9 protein-coding genes are annotated in these 16,556 nt (G+C 37.3%); 4 read left to right on the top strand and 5 right to left on the bottom strand.

From position 1 onward, the window contains the following. Positions 1-2 precede the first annotated feature (2 nt). Genes sprA through HMPREF2660_RS01080 form a run of 3 tightly spaced genes read left to right on the top strand, consistent with a single transcriptional unit; the run spans position 3 to position 7,856 of the window. On the top strand, positions 3-7,049 hold the full coding sequence (gene sprA / locus HMPREF2660_RS01090) for a T9SS outer membrane translocon Sov/SprA (protein WP_255356390.1): 7,047 nt from the start codon (positions 3-5) through the stop codon (positions 7,047-7,049). Between the two features lie 35 nt (positions 7,050-7,084). Then, entirely contained in the window at positions 7,085-7,465 is a 381-nt protein-coding gene (gene gcvH / locus HMPREF2660_RS01085) for a glycine cleavage system protein GcvH (protein WP_013597926.1), read from the top strand. Continuing rightward, on the top strand, positions 7,431-7,856 hold the full coding sequence (locus HMPREF2660_RS01080; protein WP_013597925.1) for a VanZ family protein: 426 nt from the start codon (positions 7,431-7,433) through the stop codon (positions 7,854-7,856). Before gcvH ends, HMPREF2660_RS01080 begins: the two co-directional genes overlap by 35 nt. On the opposite strand, the gene ygiD is transcribed toward HMPREF2660_RS01080, so the two are convergent. Continuing rightward, a complete protein-coding gene (ygiD, locus tag HMPREF2660_RS01075) occupies positions 7,825-8,655 on the bottom strand; it encodes a 4,5-DOPA-extradiol-dioxygenase (RefSeq protein ID WP_013597924.1) in 831 nt (276 codons plus the stop codon). The two genes, HMPREF2660_RS01080 and ygiD, sit on opposite strands and share 32 nt — an antisense overlap. Positions 8,656-8,907: 252 nt before the next feature. On the opposite strand from ygiD, the gene HMPREF2660_RS01070 reads away from it, so the two are divergent. After that, entirely contained in the window at positions 8,908-10,908 is a 2,001-nt protein-coding gene (locus tag HMPREF2660_RS01070) for a urocanate hydratase (protein ID WP_070485340.1), read from the top strand. A gap of 71 nt (positions 10,909-10,979) precedes the next feature. Here the strand turns inward: HMPREF2660_RS01070 and HMPREF2660_RS01065 are convergent, their stop codons facing one another. From HMPREF2660_RS01065 to HMPREF2660_RS01050, 4 genes are all read right to left on the bottom strand, one after another. Next, complete coding sequence (locus HMPREF2660_RS01065; RefSeq protein ID WP_174254463.1) at positions 10,980-11,741, bottom strand: type III pantothenate kinase; 762 nt, start codon at positions 11,739-11,741, stop codon at positions 10,980-10,982. Further along, entirely contained in the window at positions 11,738-13,585 is a 1,848-nt protein-coding gene (locus HMPREF2660_RS01060) for a M1 family metallopeptidase (RefSeq protein WP_070485290.1), read from the bottom strand. Before HMPREF2660_RS01060 ends, HMPREF2660_RS01065 begins: the two co-directional genes overlap by 4 nt. 141 nt (positions 13,586-13,726) lie before the next feature. Beyond that, positions 13,727-15,115 carry an NADH-quinone oxidoreductase subunit N gene (locus tag HMPREF2660_RS01055; RefSeq protein ID WP_070485288.1) on the bottom strand — a complete coding sequence of 463 codons (1,389 nt, stop codon included), beginning with the start codon at positions 15,113-15,115 and terminating at the stop codon, positions 13,727-13,729. Positions 15,116-15,136: 21 nt separating this feature from the next. Continuing rightward, the gene (locus tag HMPREF2660_RS01050) at positions 15,137-16,555 is read right to left on the bottom strand and encodes a complex I subunit 4 family protein (protein ID WP_013597919.1); all 1,419 of its coding nucleotides are present in this window, start codon (positions 16,553-16,555) and stop codon (positions 15,137-15,139) included. Position 16,556: the final 1 nt, after the last annotated feature.

Genomic DNA, 16,556 nt, shown 5'->3' with positions numbered 1-16,556 from the left:
GTTTGAGACAAAATATATACTCTATCGCCTTTGTTCTACAAACATTACTTGTATTTTTTGGTTTATGTAATGTCGTAGATGCACAAGAACAAGACACCCTGAAATTTCCGTTTAATCATCAATCGGGAGGATTATTTCTAGATAATCAAATCGAATATACGGTAGAATATGATGCTGTGTATGGTCGATATATTTTATATCCAATGATAGGAACCTCTATGGTTGCCGAACCGATTTATTTATCCAGAAAAGAATATTTAGCTTTAGTGCAAAGCCAAGAAATCAATAAATATTATCGAATAAAATCGCAAACCAACGATCAATACTATCGAGAATTACAGTTTGGTGATAAGGAACAGGATAAATTAGCCAATATTATACCGACCTTTCAAGTAAAATCAAGAGCATTCGAAAGTATTTTCGGTGGGAATGAAATTTCACTTACTCCACAAGGATATGCCAACATAGATTTAGGTGTTTTTTTACAAAAAATAGACAACCCAATGTTGCTGCCACAAAACAGAAACACACTAACAATCGATCTACAACAAAGAATGCAGCTTAGTGTTTTGGGTAAAGTAGGAGAAAACCTACAGCTCAAAATGAATTACGACACACAATCAGGGTTTGCTTTCGAGAACCAGACTAAGCTACAATGGCGTAAAGCCGTAGCCAATAAGTTAGACCCTTTTGCAGGAGATGATGATATTTTGCAAAATGTAGAACTAGGAAACATTTCCATGCCATTAACAAACTCACTGATCAAAGGCTCGCAATCTCTGTTTGGGGTACGAACCGATCTGAAATTCGGGAATACCAACGTGACAGCTGTTTTTTCTGAACAAAGATCAGAAGGGAAAAGCATCACCGTGCAAGGTGGAGGTGTGATGAGTGAGTTTACAATCTACGCAGAAAACTACGAGTACAACAAGCACTTCTTCTTAGGGCATTACTTCAGAAATAACTATGACCGCGCCTTGAAGAACTATCCAGGTATAGCAAGCCAAACCAACATTACACGCATAGAAGTTTGGAAAATTGATCGATCTGGAGGAAATGTAAATAATCGACGCTCGATTATTGCTCTGCGAGATTTGGGTGAGGACAATACAACATCTTATCCAGTAAATGGAGCGATATATAATTCTGTTTCATCGCTTATCGGTAGCGATAGAAATATTAGCAATGCACGAAATCTACTTAACGGCTATTCGTATAACGGACAAACTTTTGTCGATGGAGAACACTACGCAATAAATGAGAATGTTAGGAAATTAGACCCAAGTGAGTATACCTTTCATCCACAGCTGGGCTACATAACTTTAAATTCACCATTGGTAGATGGAGATGATTTATTAGCAATTTCTTACCAATACCAAGTAGGAAATCAGGTTTACAGTGTCGGGGATATGTCAGATGGTGGAAGCAGTACATTAATTACCAAACTCATCAAACCAAATGCAGTGATCAATACAAAATCACCAACCTGGGATTTGATGATGAAAAATATTTATTCGCTGAATGCATATGGGTTAGATCCTCAGGATTTTACGATGAATATCATGTTCAAAGATAACGGGCAAAATTCATCAGGTACAGTCAACTATTTACCAAATACCAATATAGCAGATCAGACACTCTTGCAAGTCCTCCATATGGACCGCCTAAACCAATCTGGTCAACCACAAGAAAATAGAGAAGGAACGACAACAACGTACGGAGATGGTAAATTCGACTTTGTAAGTGGAATAACAGTCGATGTACAACGTGGTGCAATTATCTTTACAACAGTAGAACCATTTGGTAAATATCTTCGCAATCAACTAGATCCAAACATCGCCGATCAGTATGTGTTTGATGGAATATATACCAAACTACCCGCAACCTTAATTCAAGAAAAACTAGCCAACCGATATAGTCTTACTGGTCGATACAAAGGTACCGTTGGCGATGGAGTAGCATTAGGCGCTTTCAACGTACCGCAAGGTTCGGTTGTGGTTACGGCCAATGGGCAAACCCTAACAGAAGGAGTAGATTATACTGTGGATTACCAATTGGGACGTGTGAAAATCATTAATCAACAATTAAAAGACTCAGGCACACCGATCAATATTAGTATGGAGAATCAGGCAACATTCAACCTACAAAAAAAACGCTTCATTGGGTTGAATGCTGAACATCACTTCTCGGAAAAGTTTGTCGTAGGTGCAACCATGGTCAATTATCAAGAGAGACCGATGACCCAGAAAACACAATTTGGTAGTGAAGCTGTAAACAACACAATTTTTGGGGTTAATACCCAGATCAATACGCAAAGCGAATGGTTAACCAGAATGGCAAATTATCTACCGGGCGTACAAACAGAAGATCCGTCGAATATTACCTTCAATGCAGAAGGAGCATATTTGTTGCCAGGTATCAATAAAGCGACAGAAGGCTACTCGTATATTGACGATTTTGAAGATGCACAAACCAACATCAGTTTGATGGATCCCAACAGCTGGAAGTTTGCCAGTACACCAGGAAGACCAGCCGGAGTGAGCTTCAATATACATCCCTATTTCCCGAACGGCAACCAGACCGATAACTTGGCATTCAACAATGGTAGAAAAATGTTGTCTTGGTATACGATTGATCCCCGTTTCTATGGATTAGGAGGTGCGTCACCTCTTTCGGATAATGATATTTCTAATCATCGTTCTCGACGTGTAGAGATGAAAGAATTATTCGATCAACGCGATATTATGGCAGGAACCCAATCCTACCTAAGTACCTTTGATATGACGTTTTATCCACAAATTAGAGGGCCGTACAACATCAATCCGAACCAAAATGATACCGAGAGCTGGGGAGCAACGATGCGTGCTTTGACGGTTTCTAACCTTGTCGAAAACAATGTAGAATATATAGAGTTTTGGATGATGGATCCATACGCAGACGGTCATGGTGGCGATGGTGAATTATTAATCCATTTAGGAAGCGTATCAGAAGATATTCTAAAAGATGGTGAATTGGCTTTCGAGAATGGAATGCCTTTCCCAGGAAGTTCGTACGAAGCAAAAGAAACTTCTTGGGGTAAAACGCCAAAATCGACACCACTTCTCTATACTTTCGAAACGGAAGGAGAAAACAGAAAAATCCAAGATTTAGGTTTCAATGGGTTAACGGATGCCGAAGAAGCAACAAAATATAATTTCACCGAAACCAATCCGATTACAGGAGAACTTGACCCTGCGAACGACAATTATCTTTTCTTTCTAGATAAACGATATGATGGACATCAAAATGGGAGAACGGTACAAGGACGTTATCAATATTATCGAAATCCACAAGGAAACTCTTCAACCGATAATCCACTGCATGCTTCTACTTTGCGTCCCGATACAGAAGATATTAATGAAGATTTTAATCTAGACCAGACAGAAAATTATCTTCAATATACCCTGAAAATTAATCGTCAAGCGTTGGAAGATCCTAACAACTCGAAAATTGTTGCCCGAAAAGAAGTAAAAGTACGTTTTGCCAACGGGAAAGATTCTACCGTAAAATGGTACCAAGTTCGGATTCCTGTTGATGGTTTTGACCTTGATGTAGACAATGACGGGGTAGATGACATCTTACAAGATAATATAGATCAGGCACAAAGTGTTCTTACTTCTGCTCGCTATATGAGAATGGTGATGCGTGGTTTCCAAGAAGAAACAACCTTGCGTTTTGGTACTTTTGATATGGTGCGAAGCGAATGGAGACGTTATACCAAAAATATTTATCCTGATCAAGGGATTGCTGGTGCAGAAGGACAAGCAGAAGATAGTTTTGTTGGAGATCTAGAAATTGGGGAAGTAAACTTAGAACAAAATAGTAATTCTCAACCACGCTATACATTGCCTCCGGGAGTTTCTCGGGAACATTTACAAGGTGCAACAGGCTATCAGAATATGAATGAGTCTTCGATGACCATCAAAACAAAATTCAGAGGACCAAGTTCTGCAAAAGGAGTCATAAAGAATGTAAATTTAGACTTACGCCGATACAAAAAAATAGAAATGTTTGTATCTGCCCAAAACCTATTAGATGTTACAAATAATCAGTTGGATGAAACCACCAAACTGTTCATACGATTCGGGTCTGATTATGCAGACAACTATTACGAGTATGAGTTGCCGCTGAAATACACACCAAGGTCAGCAACCTCGGTCAATGATATTTGGCCAGAAGAAAACTTTATATCATTATTATCAGATTATTTCATCGATGCTAAAAAACTTAGAGATACCGAAAACTTTGTCAATAATCAACGTTTTGCTTACACGGTAGATGAGACAAATCCTAACAAGATTATTTATGTAAAAGGTCGTCCGACTTTAGGAAATGTTTCCTCTTTGATGATTGGTTTACGTTCGGTCGGAGGAGCAGCTGAAAAAGAAGTTCTTGTTTGGGTAAACGAATTGCGTTTGAGTGATATCGACAACAAAGGAGGTTATGCGGCCAATGCAAGTCTTACCTTCAATTTGGGTGATTTTGCCAATGTACAATTGGCTGGTCGTGTATTGTCCAATGGTTTCGGAGCAGTTGATCAGGGGCCAATCGAACGCAGCCAAGAAGATATCAAAGAATATTCGGTAAATGTAGATGCAAAGTTGGATAAATTGATGCCCAAGAAATGGAATATGGAAGTGCCGTTTAACTTTACCATGACGGAAAGTTTTATCGACCCGAAATACAATCCTTTGGATAATGATATTTTGATGAATGAAGCACCGAACAAAAAAGAGTTAGCCAAAACGGTTCGTCAATATACTCGATACAAGAGTTATTCTTTTAGCAACATTAGAAAGATACGTAACCCGAACAGTCGTCAACCGCACCGATTCTACGATCCATCGAACTTTGCTTTGTCTTTTTCGTATGCAGACGAATATTACCGAGATATTTATACCAAATACAATATCAACCAGAACTTGCGAGCTTCGTTGAACTATAACTACGGATTCCGATTTAAGTCGATAGAGCCATTCAAGAGTTGGCATGCAGTGCACGACACGGCAAAATCGGCGAAGTATTTACGATTTATCAAAGAGTTCAATCTCAATCCTGTCCCAACTCGTTTCTCTTTCCGTACCGATATTAATCGTACCTATACCGAGAATCAGTACCGGGATCTAAGCTCTTATACCGGAGGAAATAGCTTGTTGATGCCTGCAATGTACAGTAGTAATTTCTTATTCGGCTGGCAGTATAATCTTGGGTTTGATCTTACTCGCTCGTTGCGTGTAGATCTCACTTCTTCTACACAAACCCTGAATGATGGAACGGCTTTTTACAAATTAGATCAAAACCTAATCTGGCAAAATTTGTTCTCGGTAGGTAGACCTGTCAATTATGATCAACAATTGCAAGTGAATTATAAGTTACCATTCCGTTTCTTGCCGTATGCCAATTGGGTGAATATGGAATTTGGTTTCACCTCATCCTATAATTGGCGTGCATACTCTAGAGGTATGAGTATATTCGAAGATGAAAATGGTCGAATGAGAAATTTAGGAAATGGTACAGCACAAAACTCGAATACAATTACATTATTAGGAGATTTCGATTTCCAGAAGTTCTATCCAGAGTTCAAAGGTTATCGCCAATACGACTCGATAAGAAAAGGTAGACAAAGCGAAATAGATTCTATCAACAATGCCAATGCAGAACGAGCAAACTCTAAGTTCAGACGTCGACTCAATAACCAAAAATTCAAATTCAAAAATCAATATCGAATGAAAGATATTGCTTGGATGGTTTTAGGATCATTGAAGAAATCACAATTCAATTATAGCCAAAATAACGGAGCCGTAGTTCCAGGTTTATATGGCGAACCAGGCTTCTTCGGAATGGCGTCTGGTATGCCAGGCTTCGGGTTTGTGTACGGAACCGATTTCGATATCAAACGTACATTTGTAGAGCGAGGTTATATTACCAATGACGAGTTGATGTTAGAGCCGTATCAGATAATGAAGTCGAGTAATTTTACAGCAACAGCACTCATCGAACCGATGCCAGACTTCCGTATAGATTTAGATGTTAAACGCAACAAAGATTACCGAAACTATCATTCAGGCTTCAATCTTTTAGGTAACCAATACAATGGGTTTATCAACGAGATGGCGAACCTTAATATTAGTAATATCAGCGTACGAACTGCTTTTACCAATCGAGACGAAATGTACCAAAATTTCCGTACTAATGTAGTGGTTATCGGATCTGGTGAAAACGAAGAATCTTTTTCTAGGTATGATGTAATCTTACCAGCATTTGTTTCTGCAATAGAAGGAAAATCGGCCAAAAAACAAAGCAAAGATTGGAACCGAAAAATCCCAGCTCCTAATTGGCGAATTGCGTACACAGGACTTACCAATATGCCTATTATCAGTAAATGGTTCGATCAGGTAGAAATTACACATAGCTACTTATCATCCTATACAGTATCCGGAGTACAATCGAATATTTTCTACAATAATCCGAGCGTACATTTACCATCGGCCAATAGTAATTCTCCATATTTGTTTACCTCGGTAGCAATGGTAGAAGCTTTCAATCCACTAGTAGGTGTAGATGTAACTTTGCGAAACAACTTTCAGTTTAGAGCACAATATAACCGCGATCGTTTGCTGCAGCTTAATTTTGATAGTTATACCATAAATGAAGACTACGGAAACGAAATTATCGCTGGTTTTGGATATATTTTTAAAGATCTAAAATTCAAGATGCGTTACCAAGGCAGAACCAAAACTGTACGAGGAGATTTGAATATTCGTGGTGACTTTTCGGTAAGAGATAACGAAAGTAGATTGCGTAAGTTCAGTTTCGGAAACGAAGATTCGCAAATTGTTGGTGGACAGAAAATTATGAAATTTATGTTTTCGGCAGATTATAACTTAAGTCAAAACTTAAACATCAAATTCTATTGGGACCAGAATATTTCGAAGTATAAACTTTCTACCGCTTATCCAATTTCTACAATTCGTACAGGATTAAGTGCTACCTTTACCTTCGGAAATTAATAAACCAAATATTAACAAACCAAAAAAATAATAGTATGAGTTTTCCAACAAATTTAAAGTACAGTAAAGACCACGAATGGGTGGCCGTTGAAGGAGATATTGCAACCATCGGGATCACCGCTTTCGCACAAGGAGAGTTAGGTGACATCGTTTATGTTGACGTAGAAACAGAAGGCGAAACCCTAAACAAAGAAGAGGTTTTCGGGACTGTAGAAGCAGTAAAAACAGTTTCTGATTTGTTTATGCCAATCAGTGGAGAAATAATTTCTTTCAATGCAGATTTAGAGTCATCACCAGAAAATATCAATACAGATCCTTACGGAGAAGGTTGGATTATCAAAGTAAAAATCGAAAATGCAGATGAACTGAACGATTTATTGGATGCCGATGCATACAAAGAATTGGTTGGCGCATAAAATAAACTATCCTAAAACGATATTTTATTGTTACCTAACTTTTCTTATTTTGGTGACTCAAATGCCATCAAGATCAGCAGGAAGTTTCAGTAAAATATCGTTTTTTAAATTTTTTTTTACCTTTCAACATACCGATAAGATTGTTCATTTCATCCTATTCTTTTGCTTGGCAATCTTGGTCTATAATGCGTATAAATTACGCTATTTAGAAGTGTTTTTCGTTACATTTACTGTTAGTTTTCTGGTAGAAATTGCTCAACACCTATTACCTTTCGGTAGGAGTTTCGATTGGTACGATTTGTTGGCAAATGCACTAGGAGCACTTATAGCAATTGCTATTTTATGGCTTTTCTATCCGATTAAGAAGCTTCCAAAATCACAGAAGTCATAAACAATGAGCCACCAACAGGAGCATCATTAAAAAATGATAATTGGTCGTTTTCGTTTTGCAAGCTCAATGTATAAAGCATAGGAAGGTAATGTTCTGGAGTCGGAATCGATAACTGAAAAGCAGTCCCTTGAGCAGAAAAATTAATCAATTTCTCATGCTCGTGCCTCAGCATAAAATCCTTCATTTTTTCATTGGCCTCTAGGGCCCAATCGAAAGCAAAATTATCATTGATTTTCCTCCAATCGATCGCTCGTAAATTATGTACATTATTTCCACTACCCAAAACAAGCACACCTTTGTTACGCAAACTGTGTAAATCACGCGCCAACTCATAATGTTCTTTAGGCGACTTTCTATAATCAAGACTTAGTTCTATTACCGGAATATTTGCCTCAGGGTACATGTGCTTTATCACCGACCAAGCACCATGATCCAAACCCCATGTTTCATCTAAACTTACACTATTGCCACTCAATAAATCTTTTATATAGATTGCCCATTCCCTCGATCCAGGAGCAGGATATTGCACCTCGAACAAAGCTTGCGGAAATCCAAAAAAATCATGAATAGTCTGTGGTGTTTCCATTGCAGTAACTTTCGTGCCAAGTGTTTCCCAATGCGCAGAAATACATAAAATAAGTTTCGGAGGGGGAATTCTCTTTACAATATTACGCATTTCTTGAACAAAAGAATTTTCTTCTATTGCATTCATCGGATTTCCGTGCCCCATAAAAAGTACAGGCATTGTCGGTGTATTCGGTAAATTTTTCGTTAGGTTCGTAAGATGCTTCAAATTCATTTTCTCTCTACTTAATGAACCTAAGATACTAATTATCCATGTTTTTATTTTTGATGCAAATCAAGATCAAACAATAATTGGCAGGATACAATTCTTTGGGTCCAAGAATTTATTTGTCTAAAACTATAAACTACCTATTTGGCCAAGGATTCTATCAAATCCTTTGAAAAGAATATTCTTACTAGCTCACAGCATATTCATTTCTTATTTCGAGAATAAATGATTAATTTCGAGACGAAAAAATGCAAAATCATGACATTTCAAGAACAAATACAATCCGGAATACCTACTCAACTACCTCAACCAAAGAAAAGAAATCCAGAACTATCACATGCACCTAAACGCAAAGAAATTCTTTCGAATACCGAAATCGAATTAGCTTTACGAAATGCATTGCGTTATTTCGACCCAAAAGATCATTCGACCTTATTACCAGAATTCAGAGAAGAACTAGAAAAATATGGCCGCATCTATATGTATCGTTTAATGCCCGATTACGAAATGTATGCCCGCCCATTGGATCAATATCCAGGTAAATCTGATCAAGCAAAAGCCATACAATTGATGATTCAAAATAACCTTGATCCTGCAGTTGCTCAGCATCCAGAAGAATTAATTACCTATGGTGGTAATGGTGCAGTTTTCCAGAACTGGGCACAATATCGTCTTACTATGAAGTATCTTTCAGAAATGACCGATGAACAAACTTTGGTAATGTATTCAGGACACCCGATGGGGCTTTTCCCTTCGCACAAAAACGCACCACGCGTGGTGGTAACCAATGGTATGATGATTCCTAATTACTCTAAACAAGATGATTGGGAAAAATACAATGCTTTAGGCGTAACACAATACGGGCAAATGACTGCCGGAAGTTATATGTATATCGGTCCGCAAGGGATCGTTCACGGTACCACAATTACGGTTCTCAACGGTTGTCGAAAAATCATGGATACAAAAGAAAGAAAAAAATTAGGAACCAAAGGAAAACTTTTTGTAACCGCAGGTTTAGGCGGGATGTCGGGGGCACAGCCAAAAGCCGGAAATATTGCTGGTGTTATTTCGGTTACAGCAGAAGTTAATCCAGAAGCAACCTACAAACGATACGAACAAGGTTGGGTAGATGAGGTAATCAAAGATTTGGATGAATTGGTTGTACGAGTGAAAAAAGCAAAAGAAAATAAAGAAGTTGTTTCTATTGCTTATGACGGAAATGTGGTAGATGTTTGGGAGAAATTCTATGAAGAAAATGTATACATCGATTTAGGATCAGATCAGACATCTTTACATAATCCATGGGCAGGAGGATATTATCCTGTAGGGATGAGTGTCGATGAAGCCAATAAAATGATGGCAGAAGATCCAGAAACATTTCGCCTAAAAGTGCAAGAAAGTTTGCGTCGTCATGCAGCAGCAATCAATAAACATACCGCAAAAGGAACCTATTTCTTCGATTATGGGAATGCCTTTTTATTAGAAGCTTCACGTGCTGGAGCAGATGTAATGGCAGAAAATGGGGTCGATTTCAAGTATCCATCTTATGTACAAGATATTATGGGACCTATGTGCTTTGATTTTGGTTTTGGGCCTTTCCGTTGGGTTTGTACATCGGGGAAAGCTGATGATTTACAGAAAACAGATGAAATTGCTTGTCGAGTTCTAGAAGAAATTATGCAACATTCGCCAGATGAAATCAAACAACAAATGCAAGATAATATTACTTGGATAAAAGGGGCACAAGAAAATAAATTGGTAGTAGGTTCGCAAGCCAGAATTTTATATGCAGATGCAGAAGGACGTATAAAAATTGCACAAGCGTTTAACGAAGCAATTGCTAGAGGAGAAATCGGTGAAGTAGTTTTAGGGCGGGATCATCACGATGTTTCTGGTACAGATTCACCGTTCAGAGAAACCTCTAATATCTACGATGGATCACAGTTCACTGCAGATATGGCTATTCATAATGTAATTGGAGATAGTTTCCGAGGGGCAACATGGGTTTCTATTCACAATGGTGGTGGAGTAGGTTGGGGCGAAGTTATCAATGGAGGTTTTGGATTATTACTCGATGGGACTGAGCAAGCCAGTAAACGATTGAAAATGATGTTACATTGGGATGTGAATAACGGAATCGCTCGTCGTTCGTGGGCAAGAAATGATGAGGCTATTTTTGCAATAAAAAGAGCAATGGAAACAGAGCCATTGTTGAAAGTTACTTTACCAAATAAAGTAGATGATGCTTTATTTGGATAATAATATTTCTATTAAAGTATAATATAATGCAATTAAAAAAAGCAACTTTAGATTTCTAAAGTTGCTTTTTTTTATCGGTTCAATTCATAAAGTTTCTTTAGACCTTTTATGGTATGTAGTCGATCATCTACGTGAATTTTGGTTGTAAGGGGAGAAAAAACACCACCCAATCCACCGGTAGATATTACAAATGCATTGCTACCAACTTCTTTATTTATACGGTCTATCATTCCTTCTATCATACTTAGATAACCGTAAACCATTCCACTTTGCATACAAGTAACAGTGTCTAAACCCAAGACATTATTGGGTCGGATGAGTTCTATTTCTGGTAGTTGCGCTGTCTCACCCACCAATGATTTCATTGCCGTATTGATACCAGGAGAAATTACTACTCCGCCCACTTCTCCTGTAGAATCTATGCCTAAAAAAGTTAGAGCTGTACCAAAGTCGATTATAACTTTATAGTCAGGATAACTACTATAATGTGCAGCAACAGCATTGGCATACAAATCAGTTCCCATTTGGTTCGATTTGTGTTTAACAGCTGACGGTGTATTACGATCAACAATCATAGGCTCAATACCATGAATGTCCCTCAAAGCACCCTGAATACGCAGGGTGAGAACAGGAACAACCGAACCAATTACGATGTCGGTAATTTGTTTATAATCAATACCGAAAGGTATATACATGCTGCTAAATTTAGCAAACATTTCATCTTCTGTACGGTATGGTTTACTGTTGATTGTCCATGTTCTTAGTTGTTGTTCTCCATCAAAAACGGCAAAGCGCATGTTAGAGTTTCCTATATTTACGGCTAATAGCATTATTGTGTGATGTTGTTATTAGGGTTTACATCGGCCAAACGTTTGGTTGGGTCGATTTCTGCTTTTTTAATCTCTTTTTTTGTTTTGATAGTATAGGTAGGATTTGTCCAAAACCAATCGGTAAGCACAGTTCTTTTTATGCTTTGGTATAGAGCAAAGGTTTCTGGTTTTTTCTCGCCTCTCATTTCGCGTAATGGTATGTAAAATAGTTCCTTGCTTCCGTCTCGGTATTCTACCAAAACGTCTATTGGCATAGCAAAATCAGAAAGATTACTGATTTTTAGTTCGTTAGTGTTTGTTTTTTCAATCCCATAATCTATAAAACGTGTTGTATTAATAAACAAGTTAAAATACCACTTCAGGTTGATACCTGAAACTTTTTCGGCTGTTCTTTTGAAGTCGTTCGGTGTAGGATGTTTGAATTTCCATTCTTTGTAAAATTGCTTGAAAGTCTCTTTTAGTGCTTCTTCACCAATTATATAACCCAATTGAATTGCCATAACTTGACCTTTATAATATGCTTGTAAACTATATGCAAAATTGGTATTATAATAATCGGCTAATAGACTTGCTGGTTCTTCTAAACCCGATTTTGCCAAATTAAAATAGCCTTCGTATGCTTCTGGATTTGGGTTGGGTAGGATGGTTTCTTTTTTCCAGTTCAATGAGCCGAGTTGCTCGATATAAGAAGTGAAACCTTCATCAAACCATTCGTCATGTGTTTCATTGATACCGAAAAGGTGTTGATACCATGAATGTGCAGCTTCATGGAAGATTACACCAATCAAACTATCCAAACTGCGTTCTCCTGTAATGAGGGTTGCAGTTCCGTATTCCATTCCACCATCACCGCCTTGCACTATTGTATATGTTGGCCAAGGATAAGCTCCGAAACGATCTCCTACAAAATCGAAAAAGTCTGCGGTAATGTTAATTGCTTTATGCCAATTCTGTGTGGTTTTGGGACCAGGTTGGTACACAAAATACAGCTCAACTCCTCCTTTGGATTTCCCTTTTTCTACGATATAATCTGGATCTGCACCCCAAGCAAAATCATGTATGTTTTCTGCTTTGTAATGCCACGTTACTTTTCCGTTTTTTACTTTGGGTTTAGCATTTTTCACATATCCTTTTACTTCATTCGGGTTTTGTAGTACTCCAGAGGCACCTACTATATAATCTTTATGGATGTTGATTTGCACATCAAAATTACCGAATGGGGCAACAAATTCTCGACCGATATATTCGTCCAAATGCCATCCAAATTCATCATAATGTGCCATTTTAGGATACCATTGTGTCATCGAAAATTCGACACCTTCAGAAGATTGACGACCAGAGCGGCGAATTTGTGCCGGTACTTGTGCTTGCCAATCGAGTAGAAAGATTGCCGAAGTACCTGCTCTTAGAGGTGTTGGTAAGGAAACTTCTAAGATTGTTCCATCGACCATATAGTTGACTTTTTTACCGTTATAGGTAATAGATTTTATTTTTTGGTAACCAATTTCGTGGGGTTGTAAACGAGCAATTCTACTTTCGTAGATGGGTTTTTCTTTACTTCCTTTATTCGTGACCATTCTCCTATCAGGATCTTTGATATTTGCTAAGCGGTAATCCATCATACTACCTGGTTGGAAGGCATTAAAATACAAATGAAAATATACTTTTTGTAAATCATCATCAGAATTGTTGGTGTATTTCAATTGCATTTTTCCATCATACTGATAGTTTTTTTCGTTAACATCCACCTGAATTTGGTAGTCCACTTTTTGTTGCCAATATCCTTTTCGTTGTGCATTAGAATATTGTAACACAAAAAATGTTAGCAAAAAGATAATCGATCTCATGTTATATTGTTTTATTTAATGTTTTTCAAACATACAAAAATACTGAATTTAATCGTGCTTATTCGCTTGAGAGATTATATAAAACGATATAAAAAAGTCCGAAAAATAATTTTTCGGACTTTTATCGAGAGAAAATATTTTTTACCACATCGGCGTATTAAGACATCGTGTTAAAAGATCTGGGATAATACCCAAAACAATAATAAGAATAACTGATGTTAACAATAAGAAATTGGTCATACCATCTTGCTGTTTATGTTTCGGATTACCTCTCTGGAAATACATTTGTACTATTACTTTGAAATAGTAAAACATTCCCATTACAGCCATTATCAAACCAAGAATTATAATTGCCAAATTGTTTTCGTCCATTGCACCAATACTCAGGGTCATAAATTTGGCTATGAAACCTGCAGTGAGAGGGATTCCGGCCAATGAAATAAGGGCAATTGTAACGCTAAAAGCTAAGATAGGATTTGCTTTTCCGAGTCCGGCAAAATCTGCGTAATTGCCTTTACCCATATTGTTAATCGCGTAGAAAATAATGAATGATGCCAAACTATAAGAAATGGTATAATACATTAGTGCTTCTTTTGCAACCCAGTTGATATTGAAAAGTACAAATAACATAAAACCGGCTTGTGCAATTGATGAATATGCCATCATTTTCTTGACAGAGCGTTGGTTTAATGCACCGTAGTTCCCGATAAATAATGTTAGGAAAATAATTACGGTTAGCAGGTAACGGAAATATACATAATTTTCTTCGTTAAACGGAAACGATTGCATGATTAGGATAAAGCCTAAAAAAGAACCTCCTTTTACGATTGTTGCCATGTACGTGGTGAAAACTGTTGGTGTGCCAGCGTAAACGTCTGGTACCCAGAAATGGAATGGCGCAGCACCTACTTTGAAACAAAATGAGGTGAAAATTAGCACCCAGCCGATATAGTATAAATTTTGTAATTCTGGCAAGAAGGTTTGGATGTTTTGGATAAGAAATGTACCTGTTGATCCATATACGAAACTGATACCCAAAAGTAATATCCCTGTTGAGAAAGCTCCCATCAAAAAATATTTTACGGATGCTTCTGTACTTTTCAAACTATTTTTTGCCGTTCCTGCTATAAGGTACATTGGTATCGATAGTAATTCGATTGCCAAAAACATGGTTATTAGGTTAGCAAATTGTGCCAAAACAGAAATCCCAACAAATGAAAAGAAAATCAAAGCATAATATTCTCCTAAATGTTTCCCGACTTTGTGAAACTCATTACGGTTGATGAGCATATACAATATTGCTAAACCAGCCAAAACACAGAAAAATATAACACCATAGGGCGACGGTTTGATCATGTTGTTATACCGATCAGCTAATATTTCGTAGCCTGCCAATTGGCAAATTCCGCCGATTACCATTCCTAATAAAAGAATAATCGACAAGAGATTTAGTGCTTTATGATTCTTGATGTAGAACCCACTAAACATGAAGACTATCCCGGAAAGTGCTGATAATATTATAATATTCATATCAAATAATTTCTAGAGTATTTAGTGTGCTAATAATGAGAAAATGGCATTTGGATGTACGCCAAAATAAATAATCAAAATTGTGATAAGGCTAAGAACAATGATTACACCAGGTTTTTCTGTATGGTGTTTTCCTGCGTATCTATAAGTTGTTTTGCCAAACATAAGGGCGCTCATCATTCGTAGGGTATATACTGCTGATAAAATTACGCCCAATGAAGCAATTATTGCCCAAAACATATTGTATTTGAATAATGCAGATAACATCATAAATTCTCCAATGAATGATGAGGTAAGTGGTAAGCCGATATTGGCCATTGCAAATACCATAAAGAATATTGCAATGGTAGGATTTACCGTTGCTATACCGCTCAACGATTTCAGGTTGGTTACATGATAGCGTTTTTCCATTATATCAACAATCAACCATAAACCTAGAACAACTAATCCATGCGAAAACATTTGGAAGAATGCCGCAGTGAAACCAGTAGGTTCATTGGTAAATAATGAAAGGAAAATTAGTGCTAAGTGTGCAATGGAACTATAGGCTATAATTTTTTTCACATTGTTAGTGCTTAATGCAATAAGCGAAGCATAGAGAATACCGATAAGAGCAGGAATCAAGAAATATGGTAAGTATTCTGATGCCATTGGGAATAAGCCAATGTACCATTTGACCACTGCAAAAAGTCCCATTTTTGCCATCAATGCACTCAATACAACTGTTACGGGAGTTGGTGAGGTTTTGTAGATGGTCGGTTGCCAGGTATGGAAAGGGAAAATTGGTATTTTGATTACAAAAGCAATTAAAAATAAAAGTGCTAATAAACTTGTAGCACAATATTGCTGTGCCGTTACCGCTTGTACATCATAAAAAAGGAATGATTTTGGTTGTAGATGAAATCCGATAAAAATGATGCCAGCGAGCATCAGCATCGAGCCAAACACGGTGTACAAAAAGAAGGTCATATTGGCCATAATTTTGTTATATCCTTTGCCCCAAATCCCGATTAAGAAATAGGTTGGGATAAGTACAAGCTCCCAGAAAAAATAGAATAAAATAAGATCTTTTGCTAAGAAAACGCCATTGAGTCCAGCGAGTGTTATGAGCATTAAACCATAAAATACATTCGAATATTTTTGTTTGCTAGCTGCCAAATAAATAAACAATAAGCTGTACACTAAGGTCGATAGAAAAACCATTAATCCTCCTAAGTTGGTTGCATCTAATGCATAATAGGTTTTGAGTTGGTTAAAATTAAACCACTCTGCGGTGTATTGTAATTCGTTCGATCCACCTCTATAGAACAGAAAGGTCATTAACGCTAAAAGAAAACCACTAAGAACAGCACCTAGCCAAACGAAAGGCTTTTGTTGTTTCATTAGCAATAGCAGTAAACCAACGAGTGCCGGTAATAGAATAAATAATGATAAAACCATT

This window comes from Weeksella sp. HMSC059D05 (genome assembly GCF_001809725.1).
In the GTDB taxonomy this organism is placed as follows: domain Bacteria; phylum Bacteroidota; class Bacteroidia; order Flavobacteriales; family Weeksellaceae; genus Weeksella; species Weeksella virosa.
Note: the sequence above shows the minus strand (reverse complement) of the source record. Positions and strands in the feature narration are given on the sequence as shown.

Coding starts and splice junctions, on each gene's coding strand:
- gcvH (WP_013597926.1), top strand. CDS start 7,085: ATGAGTTTTCCAACAAATTTAAAGTACAGTAAAGACCACGAATGGGTG.
- HMPREF2660_RS01080 (WP_013597925.1), top strand. CDS start 7,431: ATGCCGATGCATACAAAGAATTGGTTGGCGCATAAAATAAACTATCCT.
- ygiD (WP_013597924.1), bottom strand. CDS start 8,655: ATGAATTTGAAGCATCTTACGAACCTAACGAAAAATTTACCGAATACA.
- HMPREF2660_RS01070 (WP_070485340.1), top strand. CDS start 8,908: ATGACATTTCAAGAACAAATACAATCCGGAATACCTACTCAACTACCT.
- HMPREF2660_RS01060 (WP_070485290.1), bottom strand. CDS start 13,585: ATGAGATCGATTATCTTTTTGCTAACATTTTTTGTGTTACAATATTCT.
- HMPREF2660_RS01055 (WP_070485288.1), bottom strand. CDS start 15,115: ATGAATATTATAATATTATCAGCACTTTCCGGGATAGTCTTCATGTTT.
- HMPREF2660_RS01050 (WP_013597919.1), bottom strand. CDS start 16,555: ATGGTTTTATCATTATTTATTCTATTACCGGCACTCGTTGGTTTACTG.